At 72.5% G+C, this 21,660-nt stretch carries 22 protein-coding genes; 8 read left to right on the top strand and 14 right to left on the bottom strand.

All coding sequences use genetic code 11. The features are described from left to right. Positions 1–139: 139 nt before the first annotated feature. Complete coding sequence (locus ACTMS9_RS01210; protein WP_441143343.1) at positions 140–1,495, top strand: ABC transporter substrate-binding protein; 1,356 nt, start codon at positions 140–142, stop codon at positions 1,493–1,495. Between the two features lie 60 nt (positions 1,496–1,555). Here the strand turns inward: ACTMS9_RS01210 and ACTMS9_RS01205 are convergent, their stop codons facing one another. Beyond that, positions 1,556–2,299, bottom strand: a complete 744-nt coding sequence (locus tag ACTMS9_RS01205; RefSeq protein WP_441163908.1) for an enoyl-CoA hydratase/isomerase family protein — start codon at positions 2,297–2,299, stop codon at positions 1,556–1,558. Continuing rightward, positions 2,296–3,174: a 3-hydroxyacyl-CoA dehydrogenase family protein gene (locus ACTMS9_RS01200; RefSeq protein ID WP_441143346.1), complete on the bottom strand. Its 879-nt coding sequence runs from the start codon at positions 3,172–3,174 to the stop codon at positions 2,296–2,298. Before ACTMS9_RS01200 ends, ACTMS9_RS01205 begins: the two co-directional genes overlap by 4 nt. 160 nt (positions 3,175–3,334) lie before the next feature. On the opposite strand from ACTMS9_RS01200, the gene ACTMS9_RS01195 reads away from it, so the two are divergent. After that, complete coding sequence (locus tag ACTMS9_RS01195) at positions 3,335–3,640, top strand: hypothetical protein (protein ID WP_154940649.1); 306 nt, start codon at positions 3,335–3,337, stop codon at positions 3,638–3,640. Positions 3,641–3,844: 204 nt separating this feature from the next. On the opposite strand, the gene ACTMS9_RS01190 is transcribed toward ACTMS9_RS01195, so the two are convergent. After that, positions 3,845–4,624 carry a class I SAM-dependent methyltransferase gene (locus ACTMS9_RS01190; RefSeq protein ID WP_441163907.1) on the bottom strand — a complete coding sequence of 260 codons (780 nt, stop codon included), beginning with the start codon at positions 4,622–4,624 and terminating at the stop codon, positions 3,845–3,847. A 54-nt stretch (positions 4,625–4,678) separates the two neighbouring features. Between ACTMS9_RS01190 and ACTMS9_RS01185 the strand changes: the two genes are divergently transcribed. Further along, complete coding sequence (locus tag ACTMS9_RS01185) at positions 4,679–5,059, top strand: PPOX class F420-dependent oxidoreductase (RefSeq protein ID WP_441143351.1); 381 nt, start codon at positions 4,679–4,681, stop codon at positions 5,057–5,059. Between the two features lie 97 nt (positions 5,060–5,156). Here the strand turns inward: ACTMS9_RS01185 and ACTMS9_RS01180 are convergent, their stop codons facing one another. Beyond that, entirely contained in the window at positions 5,157–5,366 is a 210-nt protein-coding gene (locus ACTMS9_RS01180; protein WP_007073996.1) for a BldC family transcriptional regulator, read from the bottom strand. 252 nt (positions 5,367–5,618) lie between these two features. Further along, positions 5,619–6,458, bottom strand: a complete 840-nt coding sequence (locus ACTMS9_RS01175; RefSeq protein WP_210774358.1) for a hypothetical protein — start codon at positions 6,456–6,458, stop codon at positions 5,619–5,621. Positions 6,459–6,629: 171 nt separating this feature from the next. Here ACTMS9_RS01175 and ACTMS9_RS01170 point away from each other — a divergent pair, with 171 nt between their 5' ends. Both ACTMS9_RS01170 and ACTMS9_RS01165 read left to right on the top strand, forming a co-directional pair. Then, a complete protein-coding gene (locus ACTMS9_RS01170) occupies positions 6,630–7,712 on the top strand; it encodes a Glu/Leu/Phe/Val family dehydrogenase (RefSeq protein WP_441163906.1) in 1,083 nt (360 codons plus the stop codon). Between the two features lie 289 nt (positions 7,713–8,001). Beyond that, positions 8,002–8,217, top strand: a complete 216-nt coding sequence (locus tag ACTMS9_RS01165) for a DUF3073 domain-containing protein (RefSeq protein WP_179802609.1) — start codon at positions 8,002–8,004, stop codon at positions 8,215–8,217. A 143-nt stretch (positions 8,218–8,360) separates the two neighbouring features. On the opposite strand, the gene amcA is transcribed toward ACTMS9_RS01165, so the two are convergent. From amcA to ACTMS9_RS01140, 5 genes are all read right to left on the bottom strand, one after another. Next, positions 8,361–8,597 (bottom strand): multiple cyclophane-containing RiPP AmcA, encoded by a 237-nt coding sequence (amcA, locus tag ACTMS9_RS01160; protein ID WP_441143362.1) that lies wholly within the window; start codon positions 8,595–8,597, stop codon positions 8,361–8,363. Next, positions 8,566–9,669: a cyclophane-forming radical SAM peptide maturase AmcB gene (amcB, locus tag ACTMS9_RS01155; RefSeq protein ID WP_441144013.1), complete on the bottom strand. Its 1,104-nt coding sequence runs from the start codon at positions 9,667–9,669 to the stop codon at positions 8,566–8,568. The genes amcA and amcB overlap by 32 nt, the downstream gene beginning before the upstream one ends. Positions 9,670–9,797: 128 nt before the next feature. After that, on the bottom strand, positions 9,798–10,952 hold the full coding sequence (purM, locus tag ACTMS9_RS01150; RefSeq protein ID WP_441143364.1) for a phosphoribosylformylglycinamidine cyclo-ligase: 1,155 nt from the start codon (positions 10,950–10,952) through the stop codon (positions 9,798–9,800). A gap of 55 nt (positions 10,953–11,007) precedes the next feature. After that, positions 11,008–12,546, bottom strand: a complete 1,539-nt coding sequence (gene purF / locus ACTMS9_RS01145) for an amidophosphoribosyltransferase (RefSeq protein ID WP_441143366.1) — start codon at positions 12,544–12,546, stop codon at positions 11,008–11,010. Between the two features lie 170 nt (positions 12,547–12,716). Then, positions 12,717–13,070 (bottom strand): sterol carrier family protein, encoded by a 354-nt coding sequence (locus ACTMS9_RS01140; RefSeq protein ID WP_210774374.1) that lies wholly within the window; start codon positions 13,068–13,070, stop codon positions 12,717–12,719. A gap of 102 nt (positions 13,071–13,172) precedes the next feature. Between ACTMS9_RS01140 and ACTMS9_RS01135 the strand changes: the two genes are divergently transcribed. Further along, positions 13,173–15,278, top strand: coding sequence for a carboxypeptidase-like regulatory domain-containing protein (locus ACTMS9_RS01135; protein ID WP_441163905.1), 2,106 nt, complete (start codon positions 13,173–13,175; stop codon positions 15,276–15,278). Between the two features lie 61 nt (positions 15,279–15,339). On the opposite strand, the gene ACTMS9_RS01130 is transcribed toward ACTMS9_RS01135, so the two are convergent. From ACTMS9_RS01130 to purS, 4 genes are all read right to left on the bottom strand, one after another. Beyond that, complete coding sequence (locus tag ACTMS9_RS01130; protein ID WP_441143370.1) at positions 15,340–16,095, bottom strand: 2-phosphosulfolactate phosphatase; 756 nt, start codon at positions 16,093–16,095, stop codon at positions 15,340–15,342. Between the two features lie 4 nt (positions 16,096–16,099). Next, entirely contained in the window at positions 16,100–18,892 is a 2,793-nt protein-coding gene (gene purL, locus ACTMS9_RS01125; RefSeq protein ID WP_441143372.1) for a phosphoribosylformylglycinamidine synthase subunit PurL, read from the bottom strand. A gap of 70 nt (positions 18,893–18,962) precedes the next feature. After that, positions 18,963–19,646, bottom strand: a complete 684-nt coding sequence (gene purQ, locus ACTMS9_RS01120) for a phosphoribosylformylglycinamidine synthase subunit PurQ (protein ID WP_154940681.1) — start codon at positions 19,644–19,646, stop codon at positions 18,963–18,965. Then, the gene (gene purS, locus ACTMS9_RS01115; RefSeq protein WP_088959474.1) at positions 19,643–19,906 is read right to left on the bottom strand and encodes a phosphoribosylformylglycinamidine synthase subunit PurS; all 264 of its coding nucleotides are present in this window, start codon (positions 19,904–19,906) and stop codon (positions 19,643–19,645) included. The genes purQ and purS overlap by 4 nt, the downstream gene beginning before the upstream one ends. A 462-nt stretch (positions 19,907–20,368) precedes the next feature. On the opposite strand from purS, the gene ACTMS9_RS01110 reads away from it, so the two are divergent. Then, a complete protein-coding gene (locus ACTMS9_RS01110) occupies positions 20,369–21,052 on the top strand; it encodes a S1 family peptidase (protein ID WP_441163904.1) in 684 nt (227 codons plus the stop codon). Positions 21,053–21,075: 23 nt separating this feature from the next. After that, the gene (locus tag ACTMS9_RS01105; RefSeq protein ID WP_441144015.1) at positions 21,076–21,642 is read left to right on the top strand and encodes a YbjQ family protein; all 567 of its coding nucleotides are present in this window, start codon (positions 21,076–21,078) and stop codon (positions 21,640–21,642) included. Positions 21,643–21,660: the final 18 nt, after the last annotated feature.

Here is a 21,660-nt window from a genome sequence, read left to right as displayed (position 1 = left end):
GCGGTGACCCGGAACAGCCCGTTGATCACGGAGCGTATCCGTGACGGATGGCCGACGCCTACCGGTGGCATCCACGCTCCCACCCGCCGCCCCGGCGCGCTATGGTGCCCAGCGGAACTCCCCAAAGGTAAGGACGACCATGCTCGTAACACGCGGCCCGCGCGCTGCCATCCTGGCGGCGGGTGCGGCGTTCCTGCTCGTCACCAGCGCCTGCGGGACGACCGACAAGCCCGAAGACACAGCCACCCAACAGGTGCGTCTGTACGGCACCGACGGCAACATGCTGAACTCCTTCGCCGGCGAGCTGAAGGAGCGCGCCGACCTGGTCGACGGCATGAAGGGCACAACCCCGCTGACGCCGCTGACGGACGACTTCAAGGACCGGCTACTGGCGGTCGATCCCAAGCTGGCCGACTTCCTCTACGCCGCCGAGGCGTACGACGCGGTCATGATCAGCGCGTTGGCGGCGCAGCTCGCCGGCAGTACCGACCCGGCGGACATCGCCAAGCAGATAGTCGGCGTGACCAACAACGGTCAGCGCTGCTCGGACGCCGAGACCTGCCTGACCCTGGCCCGCGACGGGCAGGACGTGGAATACCGCGGCCCGTCGCTGACCCGGGCCGGCTTCACGGACGAGGGCGAGCCGGCCACCGCCAGCTACGCGACGCTGCACTTCGACGCCCAGAAGATCAACGACGCGAAGACCGAGTTCGTCGGCGCGGGCTTCGAGACGGCGGCGAGCACCAAGGCCCCGCCGAAGCCCAAGAAGCAGCGCGGCGGCAAGAACGACCGCAGCGACGGCTCCCCGCTGATCCTCGGCGGCCTGCTGCCGAAGACCGGTGACCTGGCCCTGGCCAACCCGCCGCTCGCGGCGGGCGCGGCCCTGGCGGTCAAGGAGATCAACGCGGCCGGCGGCGTGCTGGGCGAGCCGATGGTCTGGATCGACGGCGACGACGGCACCAGCCCGGCGGTCGCCAAGGCCACGGTCGCCTCGCACATCCGCAACAAGGTGCAGGTCATCATCGGCGCCGGCGGATCCGGCATCTCCAGCTCGGTGCTGCCGGACGTGGTCGCCGCGGGGCGGATCCTGTTCTCCCCGTCGAACACCGACTCGGGGCTGACCAAGGCCGACGACAAGGGCCTCTACTTCCGCACGGCCCCGCCGGACAGCCTCCAGGGCCGGGCGCTGGCCGACGTGATACTGCGGGACGGTCCGCACAAGATCGTTGTGGTCGCCCGTAAGGACTCCTACGGTGAGGGTCTCCAGGAGACCGTCCGCGCCGAACTGGAGCGGGCCGGGTTCGGCAGCGACCGGGTGAAGCTGCTGACCTACGATCCGCCGGCGGACGGTGAGGGCGCCGACGGCGTCGACTTCGTCGGCACCGCGAAGGAGATCAAGAGCTACGCCCCGGAGGCGGTACTGGTCATCGGCTTCGCCGAGTCGGCCGGGCTGATCCGGGCGTTGGACGACGCGGACGTGTCGATCCGGCACTGAGCACCGACGACGACGGCCGCACCGGGACATCCGGTGCGGCCGTCGCGCGTACGGGGTGGGTCAGCGGGAGCGGCGCCGTTCCAGGAACTCGGTCATCCGCCGCCGCTTCTCCTCGTCCTCGAAGAGCACCGCCTGGCTGACCAGGTCGAGGTGGGGGTGCGCGGCCGGCGGCGCGTCCACCGCCAGCTTGGTCAGCCGCAGCGCCAGGGCAGAGCCCTTCGCCATCTCGTCGATCAGCTCGTGTGCGCTCGGCAGCAGCTCGGCCGGTTCGGTCACCACCCGGTTGACCAGGCCGATCCGCAGCGCCTCCTCGGCATCCACCTGCCGGCCGGTGAAGAGCAGCTCCTTGGCCCGGGCCTCGCCGACCAGCGCGGGCAGCCGGTAGGTCGCGCCCGCGCCGGCCAGGATGCCCAACCGCACCTCGGGCTGGCCGAAGACCGCCCGCGCCGTGCAGACCCGCAGATCGCACGCGTACGCCAGCTCGGCGCCACCGCCCAGCGCCGGCCCGTCCACCGCGGCCACGCTCGGCATCGGCAGGGCCCGGATCCGGGCGAAGGCCGCCTGGTTGATGGCGGCGAGGGCGTCGGTGCGGCCGCGCTCGCGCAGCTGGCCGATGTCGGCCCCGCCGGCGAAGATGCCCTCGATGCCGCCGGTGAGCAGCAGCAGCCGGGGCCGGGCCTCCAGCTCGGCGCAGACCTCGTGCAGTTCGCCGATCAGGGCGGCGTCGATCGCGTTGCGCTTCTCGGGCCGGTCCAGCGTCACCACCAGCCGGTCCGGCAGCTCCTCGATCCGCAGCCCGCTCATCGGCCCGCCCCTTCCCCGTCGGCCTTGCGGCCGTCGATCCAGCGGTAGAAGCCCTGGCCGGACTTCTTGCCGAGCTTTCCGGCGGCGACCATCTCCACCAGCAGCGGCGGCGGCGCGAAGCGATCGCCGTAGGCGGCCTGGAGGGTGCGCGCGATGTCGAGCCGGACGTCCAGTCCGACCAGGTCGGTGAGCTCCAGCGGGCCGACCGGGTGCCGGTAGCCGAGCACCATCGCCTTGTCGATGTCGGCGGGGCTGGCCACCTCGTCGGCGACCATCCGGATCGCCTCCAATCCGAGGGTGACCCCGAGCCGGGAGGTGGCGAAGCCGGGCATGTCGCGTACGACGACGGGGTCCTTGCCGAGCCGGCCGGCGAGCGCGACTGCCGCCTCGGTGGTCTCCCGGGCGGTCGCCGGGCCCACCACGACCTCCAGCAGGGCCATCGCCCAGACCGGGTTGAAGAAGTGCAGCCCGAGGAAGCGCTCCGGCCGGGCCAGCGGGTCGGCCAGCTCGGCGATCGGGATGCTGGAGGTGTTGCTGCCCAGCAGCACCGGGCGCAGCCCCTCGGCCTCGCGCAGCACGGCGCGCTTCAGGTCGAGCCGCTCGGGCACCGCCTCCACGACCACGTCCGGCTCCGGCGCGACCTCACCCAGCGCCGCGCGCAGGGTCACCCTGGCCCGGTGCCCGGCGGCCTCGTCGGCGCTCAGCTTCCCGCGTTGCACGGCCCGGTCCCACAGCTCACCGAGGCGCGCGGCCGCCGCCTCCGACCGGCCCCGGTCCACCTCGACCAGTTCGACGGCGTGTCCCGCACCGGCGGCGACGTAGGCGATCCCGAGCCCCATCGTGCCGGCACCGACGACGACAAAACGACCACTCATGACGCTCCCTCGCTGCGCGCGGCGACGCGCCGGGGTCTCCGTCGCGCCCTGCCGCCCGCTCCTGGGTGCGACCCTATGCAGCAGTGCCCCGGGCGGCATGCGTGGGGGACCGCCGGACCGGGTACAGACGGCCCTCAACGTCAAGGGAAGGACGTAGCGCATGAGCCAGGCACCGGAGACCGTGGACGGCACCGGCACCAGCGAGGGTGGGGAGACCGTGGAGACGCGCGGCGACGAGCGCGTCGACCTGCTCCGCGCCGACACCAACAACGACGGGAAGACCGACGTGTGGGTGGTGGACACCGACGGTGACGGCAAGGCCGACCTGTTCCAGTTCGACACCGACGGTGACGGCAAGGTCGACATCACGATGGTCGACATCGACGAGGACGGCACCCCGGACGAGGTGGTCGACGGCGACGGCGGGCTCCCGCCGGAGCAGCTGCCCCCGACCGTGCAGGTGTAGGCCGTGTTTCATGAGGGCGGTCGAGCCGAGGCGGAGCCCAGGCGGCGGTCCGGCAAGGCGCGGTTTCGTCCGGATACCGGTGTTGTATCCGGACGGAATCGCAACGCTGCCGGCCGTCGCCTGGGCCCGCCGCAGGCCGGCCAGTCCTCATGAAACACGGCCTACCCCGCGCCGGGGCCCCGGTCCGGGGTCCCGGCGGCGCGCTCAGCCCGCCAGCCGCAGGGTGGCCAGATAGTACGGGGCGTCCCGGTCGTCCACGTCGGTCAGCCGCCAGGCGGTGTCCCGGACCAGCTCGGCCAGCTCCTCGGCCGAGCAGACGAGGTAGTCGAACCATTCCGTGCCCAGCTCCCGGTAGCGCAGCCGCAGCCGCAACTGGCCGCCGAGCCGGCCCCGCCGCCGGTTGAGTTCGTGGTAGCCGGTGTGCACCGGGTCCTTCGTGCCGTACGGGTCGGTGCCGTGCGCGATGACCTGCGCGCCGGGCGCGGCCATCGCGGCGAGCGCGGCCAGGAACGCCGGCGCCCGGTGCCGCCCCTCGATCAGCCCCAGGTTGTTGCCGAGCAGCAGGAACGTGTCGTACCGCCGGCCGTCGGCGGCGTGCTCGTCGACCGTGCCGAGGACCAGTTCGCGTACCCCTCGGTGCCGGCACACCCGCAGCGCGCCGACCGAGGTGTCCAGTCCGGTCACCGGTACGCCCCGCTCCTGGAGCAGCAGCGCGATCCGCCCGCCCCCGATGCCGATGTCGAGCGTCGCGCCCCGGGCCCGGTCCACGGCCCGGTGGTCGTACGGCTGCCAGTCCTGCGGCCCGTCGAGGTAGTGCGCGGCGGGCGCGCCGTTGATCAGCCCGTCCTCCCGTTCGATGATCTCGATGACCGGTCGGGGCAGCCGCCCGCCCACCAGCGGCCGGGGACCGATGCCGGTGTGCACGGCGTACGCGTCGCGCAGCATCTCGCCGAACACGTCGCCGATCCTCGGTTCCCCGGTCACGGGGTTCACGCTATCCGTGCGGCCGGGACCTGTCGCGGTCGTATCCTTGGCGGCGTGACCGACCTGGACCGCCTGGCGGCGGAGAAGTACGTCCTGCTGACGACGTTCCGCAAGGACGGTCGGGCCGTGCCGACCCCGGTCTGGGCGGTGCGTGACGGCGACACGCTGGCGGTCTGGACGGCGGCGGACTCGGGCAAGGTGAAGCGGATCCGGCGCGACGGCACGGTGACGGTGGCCCCGTGCGACGTCCGCGGCCGGCCGCTCGGTGCGGCGGTACCCGGGCACGCCGTGCTCGGCTCCCTGGAGGAGAGCCGCCGGATCCGCGATCTGATCAAGCAGAAGTACCGGTTGCTGGGCCGGCTGACCCTGCTCGGCAGCCGGCTGCGGCGGGGGGATCGGGGCACGATCGGGATCCGGGTGACCGTCCAGGAGTGAGCGTCGCCGGCCCCGGACATGGTTCAGGGGCGGTGGATCGCCGCTGTCGCGACGTCCGCCCGCCCCTGAGTCCGGAATTCTTCTCGGTGTCGGTCGGTCAGTCTCCCTGACGCTGCTGCGGGATCTGCCCCTGAAGCAGGGCCCGAACCTCCGACTCGCGGTACCGACGGTGGCCGCCCAGGGTTCGGATCGCGCTGAGCTTCCCCGCCTTGGCCCACCGGGTCACCGTCTTCGGGTCGACACGGAACATCGACGCCACCTCGGCCGGCGTGAGTAGCGGCTCTGGTTCGTGCGTTCGCGATGCCATCGGTCACTCCTCCACATGTATAGACATCGGCCGGGGTCCCGCCGGCCGACGCGTCTCCCATGGTCCGGCTAGTCCCCGATGTCCGACATGGGCCGAACGGCCGAAGGTCCCTAGACGGACGGATGAACCATGCCCGATTTATCTGACTTTTACACGGCAGAAAGTACCTTATTCGGACTCATGATCACGGTTCGTGATGCGTCAACTACGAGATCGGCTCGTATCTGACGGCATCGCTGGGTGGATTCGTGGTCAGTTGCACCGCTCGAGCAGCTGCACCGCACGCCAGCGGGCCACCAGCCGGTCGTACGCCGCGGAGGCCTCCTCCGCCTCCCCCCGGGCGAGCCCGGCCAGGCCGGCAGCGACCAGCTCCGTCGAGTCGTCCGCGGTCAGCGTCTCGTCGGAGAGCAGCTGCACCAGGCCGCCGTAGTCCAGCTCCACCACCGAGCGCGGATGGAACTCCTCCAGCCACCGGGCGGCCTCCTCGACCGCCTCGGTGATCGGGGCGTCCCCGACCGACTTGCGCAGCACCGACAAGGCGCGGGACGACCGCCGGCGGGCCTTGGAGATCTCGGTGCGGTAGCGCAGCGCCCGCCGCCCCGGGTGGGTGACCAGGTCCCGCTCCGCCGGCTCGAAGAGCACGAACCATCGCAGCGGCACGCCCCAGGTGGCGATCTGCTCGTGCAGCCGCGGGACCCCGTGTTCGAGCACCCGCGCCCCGCTGCGCCAGTCGTCGACCACCGCCTTGGCCTGACCCGCCAGCACGGGCGGGACGAACGCGTCGGCGAGCACCGACGGCACCCCGTCCCGCGCGCTGAGCGCCGCCTCAGCCACCCGGATCCGCAGGTTCCACGGGCAGACCAGCAGCGTGTCGTCGGCCTCCAGGACGTACGCCTCGTCCGGCAGGTCGGGCAGCCGGGTCCAGCCCGCGCCGAGCGCCTCGATCACCGAGGTGCGCTGCCGTCCGGGGCCCTCCAGCGGGGCGACCGCCCGCCCCTCCCGCACGTAGCGCCGCCAGTACGACTGACGGTCCCGGTCGAAGGCGGTCAGCGGCTCGTAGACGCGCAGATAAGCAGCGAAGAGCGACGGCACGGCGCGATCCTCCCACGAGACGGGGCCCCAGCGCCGTCAGCGCCCGGCAGGCATGACGTGGACGGCGGTGCGGCGTGGACCGATATTAGGCTCAGCAGCACCGGCAGCATCCCGCCGGCGTCCACCCAGGTCCGCGTCCCACAAGGGCGCACACCGAAACAGGAGCAAGCCATGGGCGTATTCGCGAGCACCGACGATCCGGGATCGACCGGTCACGAACAGGTCGTCTTCTGCCAGGACAAGCAGACCGGCCTCAAGGCGATCATCGGCATCTACTCGACCGCGCTGGGCCCCGCGCTCGGCGGCACCCGGTTCTACCCGTACGCCAGCGAGGAGGCGGCGCTGGCGGACGTGCTCGACCTGTCCCGTGGCATGGCGTACAAGAACGCCCTCGCCGGGCTGGACCTGGGCGGCGGCAAGGCGGTCATCTGGGGCGACCCGGAGCAGATCAAGAGCGAGGCGCTGCTGCGCGCGTACGGCCGGTTCGTCGAGTCGCTGGCCGGCCGCTACTACACCGCCTGCGACGTCGGCACCTACGTCGCCGACATGGACGTGATCGCCCGGGAGACGCGCTACGTCACCGGCCGCAGCGTGGAGCACGGCGGCGCCGGCGACTCCTCGATCCTCACCGCCTGGGGCGTGTTCCAGGGCATGCGCGCCGCCGCCGAGCACGTCTGGGGCGCGCCGACGCTGGCCGACAAGCGGGTCGGCGTGGCCGGCCTGGGCAAGGTCGGCAAGTACCTCACCAAGCACCTGCTCGACGACGGCGCCGAGGTCGTGGCGACCGACGTCAACCCGAAGGCCCTGGAGTGGGTGCGCACCACCCACCCGCAGGTCGAGCTGGTCGACGACGCCTCCGCGCTCGTCGCCGCCGACATCGACGTGTACGCCCCGTGCGCGCTGGGCGGCGCCCTCAACGACGACACCGTGCCGGCGCTGCGCGCCAAGGTCGTCACCGGGGCCGCCAACAACCAGCTCGCCCACCCGGGCATCGAGAAGCTGCTCGCCGACCGGGGCATCCTCTACACCCCCGACTACGTGGTGAACGCCGGCGGCGTGATCCAGGTCGCCGACGAGATCGAGGGCTTCAACTTCGAGCGGGCCAAGCTGCGCGCCACGAAGATCTACGACACCACCCGGGAGATCCTGCAGCTCGCCGACGACGAGGGCGTGCCGCCGGCGGTGGCCGCCGACCGGCTGGCCGAGCGCCGGATGGCCGACGTGGGCCGGCTGCGCGGCATCCTCCTGCGCTGACGGCGGCCCCCGGGGTGCGGGCACCGCCCCGCGCCCCGGGGCTCCCCCGAGTAAGCTCCATTCGGGGAGTTCGTCACGGTCTGTCCGGTGTCACGGCCAGCCCCGGCATCCGCTCCTTACCGGGTACACTCGGTGACGGCCGGATCGCTGCGACGCGCAGGGCCGGCTGACGGTAACCCGAGGTGCCGAACGGTGGCATCCCCATGTACCGTAAGAGCCACGAGAGATGCCTGACGTCATCGGGGCCCGCCTTCGGGCTGCCCCGCATTCTGTGCGAGGGGGTCGAGCCATGGGGCGCGGCCGTGCTAAGGCCAAGCAGACGAAGGTGGCCCGGGAGTTGAAGTACCACTCCCCGAACACCGACCTCACCGCCTTGCAGCGCGAACTGGCGGGTGCTGGTAAGTCTGAGCACAACTTCGACGACGACTACAAAGAGTATGTCGACGACGATGATGAGGATCACGCGGACGACGACCCGGATCCCTGGGTTCCTCCGACCCGCTGACCTCCGGTCGCATCTGAGCACGCGGTAACTCCCCGCGTGCTCACGCATGTGCCCGACAGAAGCGGCACCACGACCGACGATCAGGGACCTCGCCCCGCCGGAACGCTCTCCGGCCGGCCGGCAGGTCCCTGATCGCGGCCTGTTCAGCGCGGGCGGTTGTTCCAGTTGTAGAACGTCGGGATGTTCTCGAAGTGGTTCCAGGCGCAGACCGCGCTGGCGCCGTCGGGACCCGACACCTCCGCCCGTGACCGACGCGCGGCCTCGGCCTCGTGGAGCAGGGCGGTAAGCCCCGGGGCGGCCTGCCGGACCCGGTCCACGACCGGATCGACGGCACCTCTCCCGACGTGCTCAGGCTGCCGGTGACTCGTGGTCTCGGGCATGCTCCAACACTCCCTCCAGTAGGCGGATCTTGCTGTTGCGGCAGTGCTCGGTCTCCGTACCGTCAAAACGCCCCAGCTCGAAGTAACGGTTGGCCGCGTGGCCGCCACCGCAGAAGCCGAAGTACGGGCAGGACGACCGGCACGCCTCGACCCCGGCCAGGAACTCGCCGACCCACGGCGTGCCCGCCGCGCCGGCCAGGATCTCGGCCAGCGGGGTCGCCAGCACGTTGCCGCTGCTGAAGTCGCCGTAGCGGGGGTGGGTGAAGCCGGCCAACTCGGGGGAGAGCACGGTCACCGACCCGTCGTGGCCGATCGTGGGGATCGGGTCGAGCTGCCGGGGCAGCAGGTCGTCCGCCGCGCCGTCCAGCACCGCCGCGGCGTAGCGCAACGACCACTCCACCTCCCGCAGGTGGATCCGGGGCGCCCGGCGCCAGGCCGCGACCAGCTCCGCCCAGAACGCGGTCACCGTCGCCGCGTCGTGCGCGTTGGCGCGGGTGTTGACCCCCTCGGTCTCCTCGATGTTGACGCCGAGCACGTCGCAGCCGAGGTCGAGGAAGTAGTCGTACAGCTCGGTGGCGTAGCCGGGGGCGGGCCGGCTCACCACGGCGAGCGCCGAGAACGGCAGGCCGTGCCGGCGCAGCGCCGTCACCCCGCGCACGATCCGGTCGTACGCCGGCTGCCCGGCCCGGGTCACCCGGTCGCCGTTGCGCTCCCGGGGGCCGTCCACGCTCACGCTCACCCGCACGCCGTGCTCGACGAAGAACGCGCACCAGGCGTCGTCGATCAGCGTGGCGTTGGTCTGGACGTGGTGCTCCACCTGCGGCCCGAACGGGGCCATCAGGGCCGCCAGGTGCTCCCGGCCGGCCGCGAGGGGCTCACCGCCGTGCCACACCACCGAGAACCGCCCGGTGGCCGCCCACGGGTCGACGGCGGCGGCAACCGCCTCCGCGACCGCCACCGGCATCCGCCGGTCGACGGCACGGAACGGCAGGTAGCAGTAGACGCAGTCCAGGTTGCACAGGGTGGTCGGCTGCATCACCACGTACGAGGGAACTCCGGCGATGCCCCGCATCCCCGTCACGGGCTGTGCCCGAGCAGCCATCGGCCCTCCTCCCCCGTGCCTGAGGCCCTTCAGGCTAGGCGGCGATGGCCACTCGGGTGAAGCCCTGATCAGGTGCCCGGATGATCAACGCAGCGTGATCACCCGCGGGTGTGCTGCCCGATCATCTGCACGTTGCCGGAACCCTCGATGATCTCGCCGGCCTGCCAGGCGTCGACGCCGCGGCCCGTCAGGGTGGCCAGCGCCCGGTCGGCGTCCTCGGCCGAGACGATCGCGAACATGCCGACGCCCATGTTGAAGGTCGCCTCCATCTCCGGGTCCTCGATCCGGCCCTTGGTCTGGATCAGGTCGAAGACCGGCTGCGGCTTCCAGGTGGAGCGGTTGACCACCGCGTCGACGTGCTCCGGCAGGACCCGCACCAGGTTGCCCGGGATGCCGCCGCCGGTGACGTGGGCCAGGGCCCGCACCTCGGCCTCGGCGATCAGCTTGAGGCAGTCCTGCGCGTAGATCTTGGTCGGGGTGAGCAGCTCCTCGCCGAGGGTGCGCTGCCGGCCGAAGTCCTCGATCACCACGTCCAGCCGCATCCGGCCCGCGCCGAGCAGCACGTGCCGGACCAGGGAGTAGCCGTTGGAGTGCAGGCCCGAGGAGCGCATGGCGATCACCACGTCGCCGACCTCGACCCGCTCCGGGCTGAGGATGTCGCTCTCCTCGACCACACCGACGCCGGTCGCGGAGATGTCGTACTCGTCGGGGCGCAGCACACCCGGGTGCTCGGCGGTCTCGCCACCGAGCAGCGCGCAGCCGGCGTACCGGCAGCCGTCGGCGATGCCGGCGCCGATCTCGGCGACCTTGTCCGGCACGACCTCGCCGGTGGCGATGTAGTCGAGCAGGAACAGCGGCTCGGCGCCGCAGGCCACCAGGTCGTCGACGACCATCGCGACCAGGTCGATGCCGACCGTGTCGTGGATGTCCATCTGCTGCGCGATCACCAGCTTGGTGCCCACGCCGTCGGTGGACGAGGCCAGGATCGGGTTCTTGTACTTCTTGGTGTCCAGGCGGAACAGGCCGGCGAAGCCGCCGAGGTCGCCCATGACCTCCGGCCGCCGGGTCTGCTTGACCTTGGACTTCAGCAGCTCGACCGCGCGGTCGCCCGCCTCGATCGACACACCGGCGTCCGCGTACGAGACCGAGCGTTTGCGCGCCGTGCGGCCGGAGCCGGCCGTCCAGGGCTGGCGGTCGCCGCCGGCGCCCGTCGGGCTGCTTCCTGCGCCGCTGCGCTCGGACACGTGCGTCACGGTTCTCCCCTTTGGTTCTCGGTGCCGCTCGGGGTGCCGGGCGGCGCCGGTGGTGCTACGGGTGGACGGTCGCGCCGCCGGGAGTGGCGACGAGCGGTGGGGCGATGTGCCCGAGGTCGTCGGAGGGCTGGTTCGTGACCCGCCGCCCCACTCCTTCGAGCACGTGCTTGCCGATCAGGTTCCCGGCCGGCAGCTCGATCGGGTACTCCCCGTCGAAGCAGGCGCGGCAGAGCCGGGTCTTGGGCTGCTCGGTCGCGGCGATGAGACCCGGGAGTGAGACGTACCCGAGGGTGTCGGCGCCGATCGACCGGCGGATGCCCTCGTTGTCCAGCCCGTTGGCCAGCAGTTCGGCGCGGGTGGCGAAGTCGATGCCGTAGAAGCACGGCCAGTTGACCGGCGGCGAGGAGATCCGCACGTGCACCTCCAGCGCGCCCGCCTCGCGCAGCATCCGCACGATGGCCCGCTGGGTGTTTCCGCGCACGATCGAGTCGTCGACCACCACCAGCCGCTTGCCCCGCACGTTCTCCCGCAGCGGGTTGAGCTTGAGCCGGATGCCGAGCTGGCGCAGGGTCTGCGACGGCTGGATGAAGGTGCGCCCGACGTACGGGTTCTTCATCAGGCCGGCGCCGTAGGTGATGCCGGACTCCTCGGCGTACCCGATCGCGGCCGGCGTGCCGGACTCCGGCACCGGGATCACCAGGTCGGCCTCGACCGGGTGCTCCTTGGCGAGCTGGCGGCCGATCTGCACCCGGGCGGAGTGCACGTTGCGCCCGGCGATGGTGGCGTCCGGGCGGGCGATGTAGACGTACTCGAAGAGGCAGCCCTTGGGCTCCGGCGCGGCGAACCGGGCCGACCGCAGCCCGTCGGCGTCGATGGCGATCAACTCACCCGGCTCGACCTCGCGGACCACGCTGGCGCCGACGATGTCCAGCGCGGCCGTCTCGCTGGCCACCACCCAGCCGCGCTCCAGCCGGCCGAGCACCAGCGGGCGTACGCCGTGCGGGTCGCGGGCCGCGTAGAGCGTCGACTCGTCCATGAAGACGAAGCTGAACGCGCCCCGCAGCTGCGGCAGCACCTCCAGCGCGGCGGCCTCCACGGACAGGTCGGGGCGGCTGGCCAGCAGCATGGTCACCAGCGAGGTGTCGTTGGTGGCGCCGTCGGCGACCAGACCCCGCTCGGCGACCTCCTTCTGCAGCTCGGCGGTGTTGACCAGGTTCCCGTTGTGGGCCAGCGCGATGGTCGTGCCTGAGGTGGTGGACCGGATGGTCGGCTGGGCGTTCTCCCAGGTCGAACCGCCGGTGGTGGAGTAACGGGCATGCCCGATCGCGACGTGGCCGCGCAGGCTCGCCAGCGTCGGCTCGTCGAAGACCTGGGCCACCAGACCGAGATCCTTGTAGACCACGACACCGGAACCGTCGCTCACCGCGATGCCGGCGGCCTCCTGACCCCGGTGCTGGAGCGCGTAGAGGCCGAAGTAGGTCAGGTTGGCGACCTCTTCGCCGGGGGCCCAGACACCGAAGACGCCACAGGCGTCCTGCGGGCCGGGTCGTTGGGGATCAAGGTCGTGGCTCAGCCGGCCGTCGCCTCGGGGCACCCTGCCGCTCCCTCATGCTGGTCTGGACTGGCCTGGCGGAATCAGAGGTGCTGATCCGCGTTCCTCGGCCGGGACCACTGTCGTCGCCTGACAGTGTACGCGAATGGCAGTCGATACAGATAGTCACGATTTGGCTCCAGCGCGTCACCACGGCGGCCGTGGAGTCGCTGCTAGAGGGGTAGATGCGCGGAGAGGTCCGCCCGGTTCCCACTCACCTGTACGCGACCCTCGGTGACGGCTTCGGCCCACGACAGCCGTCCGGTCGCCAGCGCCAACCAGGTCGCCGGATCCATCTCGACCACGTTCGGCGGGGTGCCCCGGGTGTGTCGGGGGCCCGGAAGGCACTGAACTGCACCGTAAGGTGGGACACGCACCTCCACCGATCGGCCGGGGGCGCGCTCCGCGAGGGCGGTCAACAAGGCACGGACCGCCTCTCGGTACACCGGCCGTTCGGGCGTACGCCCCTCGTCGAGCGCCGACAACGCCGCCGCGACCGCGGCGGACTTAATGTGCGGAGAGGACACGACGGGACGATACGACTCGACGGCAGAGGCCGCGACGCTGGCCCTGGGTCGCGCTGATCCGGTCAGACAAGGCATAGTTGCCGACGGCGTATTCGTACCGTGATGATTCCGGGCCCACCCGGCCCGGGAAGTCAGTCCCGGAAGGCGGTGGACGTGTCAACACACCGACGTGCCTGGAAGCAGCGGGCCGGTGTGGTCGTAGCGCTGGTTGCCGGCGCCCTGCTCACCGTCCCCGCCACACCAGCGTTCGCGGATACCAAGGTCAGTAACGTCTCTGCATCCCCGGGTTCGGTCGAGGCAGGCAAGACCACCAAGGTCACCTACACCCTCAGGTTCGACCCGACCAACCCGGTCCCCGCAAATGTCAGCGTCAGCTCCGACAACTCGAAGTTGACATGCATTGAGGGCTGCAACCGCGGCAATGTGACCGAAAGTGGCAGTTACGACGCCACCTTCAAGGCGGCAGACAACGCGACCAACGGATCCGCCACGATCACCGTCAGGGCCTCGGAGGGCCCGTTGGGGGGGGACCAAGGGTCGACCAACGTCACCCTGGTCGCCAAGGCAGCGCCGACCCCATCGGAGACGCAGACGGTCAAGACGATCTCCGGCAAGGTGACCGTGGCCGCGAACGGCGACGCGGTGCCCAACGCCGTGGTGATGCTGCGCGACTCGCAGGGCCACCAGTACCAGACCACCAGCGACGGCAGCGGCAACTACCGCTTCAGCGGCTCCAGCTCGCAGCCGATCAGCCCCGGCCGGATTGACCTCGGCGCGAGCAAGGACAACATCGTCGCGACCAGGACGATCAACGCGAGCGCCGGCCAGAGCCTGACCGGCCAGCGGATCGCCCTGGCGATCAAGGTCGAGGTCTCGCCGAGCGCCACGCCGTCGGCGACCGAGGAGCCGCTGCCCACCGACGAGGCAACCGACGAGGCCACGGAGGAGACCGCCGAGGCGACCGCGCAGGCCCAGGCGGCAGCCAACGAAGACGGCGGCGGCGCCGGCTCCTTCATCATCATCCTGCTCGGCGGCCTGCTCGTCGCGGCCGGCGTCGGCACGATCGTGCTGCTCTGGATGCGGCGCAAGAACGCCGACGAGGAGGACGACGACGCTCCGGCCGGCGCTGCCGCCGCGGGCGCGGTTCCCGGCGCGCGGGGCGCGTTCCGGGGGGCCGACGACCAGACCCGCGTGGTCAACCGGGTCGGAGCGGCCGGGCCGGACCCGACCATGATCGGCGGCACCTCGCTCAGCGACGCGCCGACGATGATGCACCGTCCGGTCGTGGACGACGTCCCGCCGGACCCGTACGGGGCTCCGCCGCAGCCGTACGGCGCCGCGGGTGCCGCGGCGGGCGGCTGGGCCGGCAGCGGCTACGGCGACGAGCCCGCCCAGGGCGGATACGGCCAGCAGAACGGCTACGGCAACGCCCCCTCCTCCGGCGGCGGCTACGGCAACGCTCCCGCCTCGGGTGGCGGCTACGGCGCCCCGTCCGCCGACGCCGGTTACGGCGCGGCCGGCGCGGCCGGCGCGGCGGCCGGCGGCTACGGCAACGCTCCGGCCTCCGGCGGCGGCTACGGCAGCCGGGACTACAGCGCACCGGCCGGCAGCCCGGGCTACGCCGGCCAGGACCAGGGTGGCGGCTACGGCGAGCGCTACGACGAGCCCACCGGCCGGTACACCGGGGAGAGCACCGGCGCGTACGCCCCGGCGGCCGACCCCTACCCGACCAGCACCTACCAGCCCGACCAGGGCCACGGCTACGGCCAGCCGGACCCGGCGCCGTACGGCCGGGGTCAGGAACCGGCCGGCGGCAACGGCTACGGCAACGGCTACGGCGGGCCGGGCGGCGGCTACGACGCCGGCGGCCAGCAGCCGGGGTACGACAACGGCTACGGCGCTGCCCAGGGCGGCTACGAGCAGCCGGCCGGCGGCTACGGCGCCGGCCAGGGCGGGTACGACCAGCAGGGCGGCGGCTACGAGCAGCCGGCCGGCGGCTACGGCGCCGGCCAGGGTGGCTACGACCAGCAGGGCGGCTACGACCAGGAGCCGCCGCAACAGCGCACCGGCGGGTACGACGACCGGGGCTACGACCAGCAGCAGGGCGGCGGCTACTACGGCGACCAGGCCCAGGCGGGTCGGGGGCGGCCGGACGCGGCGCCGCAGCAGGACCGTGGCGGTCGTCGCCTCGACTGGCTGGACGACTGACCCCAGGGACCGATGTGAAAGGGCCGCCCGGAGCACCGGGCGGCCCTTTCACATCGCCTGGTCAGGCGGCGGAGAAGACGCCCTGGCGCAGCAGCGGCACCACCTCGGAGACGCCGACCCGCACGGCGACCTCCACGTCGCCGGCGAAGCCGCCCTCGATCAGCTCCCGGCCGGACACACAGCCGCGCACCGCCGCCGGAACGTCAGGGGTGCTGGCCAGCGCGGCGAGCGCCATCGCCGCCTCCACCGAGAGGCCACCCGGTACGCCGGAGAGAGCGTCCAGCACGCTCGCCGCGCCCAACTGGTCCTCCACGCAGGGGCGCAGCGAGCCGTCCGGCCAGCGTTCACCGGCGGCCACCACGCCCACCGGGGCGTCGGTCGAGCCGTACCCCTGGCGGCGCAGCCAACGCCCGACGGCGCGGGCGTTGCGCAGGCACGCCGCGACCACCGGCAGGCCGGTGGCGCTGGCGGCGGCGCTGATGGCGGAGCCGTTCGGCGACGGCAGCACCAGGTCGGTGACGACCGGTGCGGTGCTCAACGCCGCCGGCGAGAGCGACCACGGGTGCTCCGGGGTGGTCTGCCGGCGGCCGACCGCGGCGACCGCGCCGACCCGCCGCGCGAAGTCCGCCGCCTGCTCATTCCAGGGGAACGGGTGCACCCGCATGCCGCGGCCGACCGCCACCTCGACGGCGGTGGTGAACGAGAGCACGTCCACCACCACCAGCACGGCGCAGACCCGGCCGAGCTCGGCCGCCCCGGTCAGCCCCCAGTCGAACCGGGCGCCGGAACCGGGTTGGGCGTAGACGGCCCCGGCCAACGCCTCAGCGCTTATCGGGCGCGGAGGACTGCTCGTCGTCACCCGGGTCGGACGGGGCCGCCGGAGCGTCGGGAGCCGTCGCATCTGCGGTGACCTCCGTGGTCGGACGCTCCCGCTCCGCCGCCTCGACGGCGGTGGGCTCGGCGACGGTGCCTTCGGCGACGTCGGCCTCGGGCCGGGGCGACTCGTCGGCGGCGGCCGGCTCCGGCTGCGCGTCCTCGTCGGCCTCGGCCCGCTCGGCCTCGGTGTCGGCGGCGGTCGGCACGTCCAGCGGCTGCGCGACGGTGGCCGGCGCGACGGTGGTGGTGCCGGTCCGGGTGGCCTCGACCTCGACCTGGGCTGCCTCCGCGCCGCCGAAGAGCCGCGGCAGGGTGGCGGTGTGCACCTCGCGCAGCTCGTCCAGGCCGATCCGGAACTGGCCGTGCACCTCGAGGGCACCGCCCGCCGGGTCGGTCACGCCGATCAGCTCCCACGGCACACCGCGCTCACCGCAGAGGGCGGTGAACGCCTTCTCGCGACCGCGCGGCACCGAGACCAGCACCCGGCCGGCCGACTCGCTGAACAGGAAGACGAACGGCAGCGAACCGTCGGCGAACCGCTCCGGCACGGCGATCCGGGCGCCGACCCCGCGCCGCAGGCAGGACTCGACCAGGCTCTGGGCGAGACCACCGTCGGAGAGGTCGTGCGCGGAGCTGAGGTGACCCACCCGGGCCGCCTCGGCCATCAGCTCGGCCAGCACCCGCTCGCGGGCCAGGTCGACCTGCGGCGGCATGCCGCCCAGGTGCTCGTGGGTCACCCAGGCCCACTCCGAGCCGGAGAGCTCGACGTGCGTGTCACCGAGCAGGAAGAGCTGGTCGTGGTCGCCACCGGCCCGCGGGGCGAAGCCCATCGGCACCCGGTCGGCGACGTTGTCCAGCACGCCGAGCACACCGACCACCGGGGTCGGGTGGATCGCGGCGGCGCCGGTCTGGTTGTAGAAGCTGACGTTGCCGCCGGTCACCGGGATGCCCAGCTCGAGGCAGCCGTCCGCCAGGCCGCGCACGGCCTCGGCGAACTGCCACATCACGCCCGGGTCCTCCGGCGAGCCGAAGTTGAGGCAGTTGGTCACGGCGATCGGCTTCGCGCCGGTCACCGCCACGTTCCGGTACGCCTCGGCCAGCGCCAGCTTGGTCCCGTTGTACGGGTCGAGGCGGGCGTACCGGCCGTTGCCGTCCACCGACAGGGCCACCCCGAGGCCGGTGCGCTCGTCGATCCGGATCACGCCGGAGTCCTCCGGCTGGGCGAGCACGGTGTTGCCCAGCACGTACCGGTCGTACTGCTCGGTGACCCAGGTCTTGTCGGCCAGGTTCGGCGACGCGATCATGCGGAGCAGGGTCTCCCGCAGCGCCTCCGGCGTGCTCGGCCGGGGCAGCGTCTCGGCCCGGTCGGCCTGGAGCAGGATCAGGTCGGCCGGCTCGCGCATCGGGCGGGCGTAGACCGGGCCGTCGTCCACCAGCGAACCCGGCGGCACGTCGACCACCACGTGGTCGTTCCAGGTGACCAGCAGCCGGCCCGGCTGCCCGTCCGGGGACGGCGCGGTGACCTCGCCGATCGCGGTGGCCAGCACGCCCCACTTGTCGGCGGTCTTGAGGACCGCCTCCAGCTTCTCCGGGGCGACGACCAGCAGCATCCGCTCCTGGGACTCGCTGGCCAGGATCTCGTGCGGCTCCATCGAGGGCTCGCGCAGCGGCACCCGCTCCAGCCACACCCGCATGCCGGTGCCGGCGGAGGCGGCGGTCTCGGTGAGCGCGCAGGTCAGGCCGGCGCCGCCCAGGTCCTGGATGCCGACGACCAGCTCGGCGTCGTACAGCTCCAGGCAGGCCTCGATCAGCAGCTTCTCGGTGAACGGGTCACCCACCTGCACGGACGGGCGGCGCTGCTCGCTGCCCTCGTCGAAGGTGGCGCTGGCCAGCACCGACACGCCGCCGATGCCGTCCCGGCCGGTCTTGGCGCCGAGCAGCACCACGATGTTGCCCGGGCCGGTGGCGTCCTTCTTCTGCAGCCGGTCGACCGGCAGCACGCCGAGGCAGAGCGCGTTGAGCAGCGGGTTGCCCTGGTAGCAGGGGTCGAAGACCAGCTCGCCGCCGATGTTGGGCAGGCCGAGGCAGTTGCCGTAGCCGCCGACGCCGGCGACCACGCCGGGCAGCACCCGGGCGGTGTCCGGGTGGTCGGCCGCGCCGAAGCGCAGCGGGTCCATCACGGCGACCGGGCGGGCGCCCATGGCGAGGATGTCCCGGACGATGCCGCCGACCCCGGTGGCCGCGCCCTGGTACGGCTCGACGAAGCTCGGGTGGTTGTGCGACTCGACCTTGAAGGTCACCGCCAGCTCGTCGGAGATCCGCACGACGCCGGCGTTCTCACCGATGCCGGCGAGCAGCCGGTCGCTCGGCGGGGCCTTCTCGCCGAACTGGCGCAGGTGCACCTTGCTCGACTTGTAGGAGCAGTGCTCGCTCCACATGATCGAGTACATGGCCAGCTCGGACTGGGTGGGGCGCCGGCCGAGGATGTCCCGGATCCGGTCGTACTCGTCGTCCCGCAGGCCCAGCTCGGCGTACGGCTGGAGCTCCTCGGGAGTGCCGGCGGCCTGCGACACGGTGTCCACGCCGGCGGTCCAGTCGACGGCCGGCGTCGAGCCGGCGTGCCGGCCCGCGTCGGCCGGGCCGCCCTGCGGCACCACGGTGGCCGCGCGCGGCTCAGTCGGGGCGGCCGGGAAGGTGCCCGGTGTCTCCCGTACGACCGGGTCCGGATGGGTGGTCATGACGTCTCCTCGCTGCGCTCGTGGCCGCCCGTCGGGCGGGGGAGCCGACCGATGATCCCGCCGCGCACGGTCACGCCGGCGCCCCCACCAGGTGCTTGAGCACCGAGGTGAAGAAGCCGAGACCGTCCAGGGAGGGGCCGGTGAGCGCCTCCACCGCGTGCTCGGGGTGCGGCATGATGCCGACCACGTTGCCGGCGGGGTTGGTGATCGCGGCGATGTCGCGCTGCGACCCGTTGGGGTTGCCGCCGACGTAGCGGGCGACGACGCGCCCCTCGCCCTCCAACTCGTCCAGGGTCGCGGTGTCCGCGACGTAGCAGCCCTCGCCGTTCTTGACCGGGATCAGGATCTCCTGACCGGCCTGGAAGGCGTTCGTCCAGGCGGTGCCGGTCGACTCGACGCGCAGGATCTGGTCCCGGTTGCGGAAGTGCAGGTGCTGGTTGCGGGTGAGCGCGCCGGGCAGCAGGTGGGCCTCGCAGAGGATCTGGAAGCCGTTGCAGATGCCGAGCACCGGCAGGCCGCCCCGGGCCGCGTCCACGATCCGGTCCATCACCGGGGCGAACCGGGCGATGGCGCCGCAGCGCAGGTAGTCGCCGTAGGAGAAGCCTCCCGGGAGGACGACGGCGTCCACCCCGTGCAGCTCCGCGTCGCCGTGCCAGAGCCGGACCGGCTCGGCCCCGGCGATCCGTACGGCCCGGGCCGCGTCCCCGTCGTCCAGCGAACCGGGGAAGGTCACCACACCGACGCGGGCGGTCACGGGTGCGCGTCCACGGTCTCGTCCGCCTCGACCACCCGGACGGTGAAGTCCTCGATGACGGGGTTGGCGAGCAGCTTGTCGGCGATCTCGCGGGCCCGGTCCAGGTCCGGTTCGCCGGTGAACTCGATCTCGATCCGCCTGCCGATCCGGACAGAGGCGACGTCACTGACGCCGAGCCGCGGCAGCGCGTTTGCGACGGCCTGGCCCTGAGGATCGAGGATCTCGGGCTTGAGCATGACGTCGACGACGACGCGAGGCACTGGGCACTCCTGACTGTGTACGCAGTTGGGTGCCGGCCCACTACGGGCGAGCGCAGCCAGCGTACCTGGCAGATTCCGGTCCGGACGCACCGGCCGGGGGCAGTTCAGGCAGTGATCGACATAACGACCCGTCCCGACGGAGGGCCGATGCGCGTTCGTTGCCGGGCCGATGCGGTTTCGTTGCCTCTCGCGTCGGCGAACCGCCGTCGCCGCCCCGCTGACCAGGCAGATCCCGGGGCGACTGCGCCAGCGCTGACCGGTTCCCGACAAACACGGACGAGCAGGCCCCGAGCCTGCGGCGTCACATCCGTTAATCTCGATATAACTCTTGTGAACGGGACTCGCGGGCTCTAGCCTACATCGGCAGATGTCGATGCTTTCGACGTCCCCGGCGGGTCACCCCCGCCCGCCGAGGCCGACTCCACCCGGCGACCCCGGGCCCCCCGACCAAGGAGTTCCCCCATGCGCCTCCGCCCCCTGCTCGCGGTGCTGACCACCGCGCTCGCCGGCGTCCTCGCCACCGCCTCCGGCGCCACCGCCGCCCCGGCCGGCCCCCAGCCGATCATCGGCGGCAACACCGTCTCCTCCGCGCCGTGGGCCGCAGCGGTGTTCAGCAACGGCTCGTTCACCTGCTCCGGCAGCGTGATCTCGTCACAGTGGGTGCTCACCGCCCGGCACTGCATCAGCGGCTCGATGTCCGTCCGGGTGGGCAGCGTCTACCGCTCCTCGGGCGGCGTCACCCGTACGGTCAGCGCCACCTACAGCCGCTACGACCTCGCCCTGATGCGCCTGTCCAGCCCGGTCACCACCAGCGCGGTGACGCTGGCCAGCAGCAACCCGCCGGTCGGCTCCACCAACACGATCTACGGCTGGGGCATGACCTGCTACAGCGGCTGCTCGGCCTCCAGCCAGCTCAAGACCGCCTCGGTCCAGGTGACCAGCACCAACGCGACCGACGCGTACGGCGGGCAGGCGATCCGCAGCACGGAGATCAGCGGCAACGCCTGGCGCGGTGACTCCGGCGGCCCGCAGTTCTACAACGGCCGGCAGGTCGGGGTCGCCTCCACCGCCGACGGCGTGAGCATCCAGAACTACGGCAGCGTCGCGTACAACCGGGCCTGGATCACCTCGGTTTCCGGTGTCTGACGGTTAGCGCCGTGGCGGCGCGGATGGCCGGGCGAGCGCCCGTCGTCCGCGCCGCCTCGTTTTGCAGCATCCGATCAGGTGAACACGGCTCGCGAACGGCCCGGGCGCGGACTGACAGCATCGGAACCGTGCTGGTCGTGACGACGGATCAACTGCCCGGCTACGAGATCCGCCAGATCCTCGGCGAAGTGGTCTCATCGATGGCCCGGACGCGCAACCCGTACCGCGAGGGGGTCAAGAACCTGCGCGGTGGCGCGTACGACCCGATGGCGCCGGACAACCTCACCCGGTGGCGGACCGACTCGGTGGCCCGGCTCGGCGAGGAGGCCCTCCGGATCGGCGCGAACGCCGTGGTGGGGATGCGCTTCGACAGCCGCGACTGCGGCGAGATGTGGATGGAGATCTGCGCGTACGGCACGGCGGTGATCGTCGTACCCAAGGTGCCCGACGTCATGCCGAGCGACCAGCCGCTGGTCGCGGCCGAGACCGCCCAGGAGCCCGGCTTCACCGAGGCCCCCGGCGGCATCGCGGAGCCGGCGAGCGCCCCGAACCTCTCCTCCGCCGCCGACACCCCCACCCGCAACTCCTGACCCTGGGCCGGCGACGCC

Source organism: Micromonospora sp. L31 (assembly GCF_052068075.1).
GTDB lineage: Bacteria > Actinomycetota > Actinomycetes > Mycobacteriales > Micromonosporaceae > Micromonospora > Micromonospora purpureochromogenes.
Note: the sequence above shows the minus strand (reverse complement) of the source record. Positions and strands in the feature narration are given on the sequence as shown.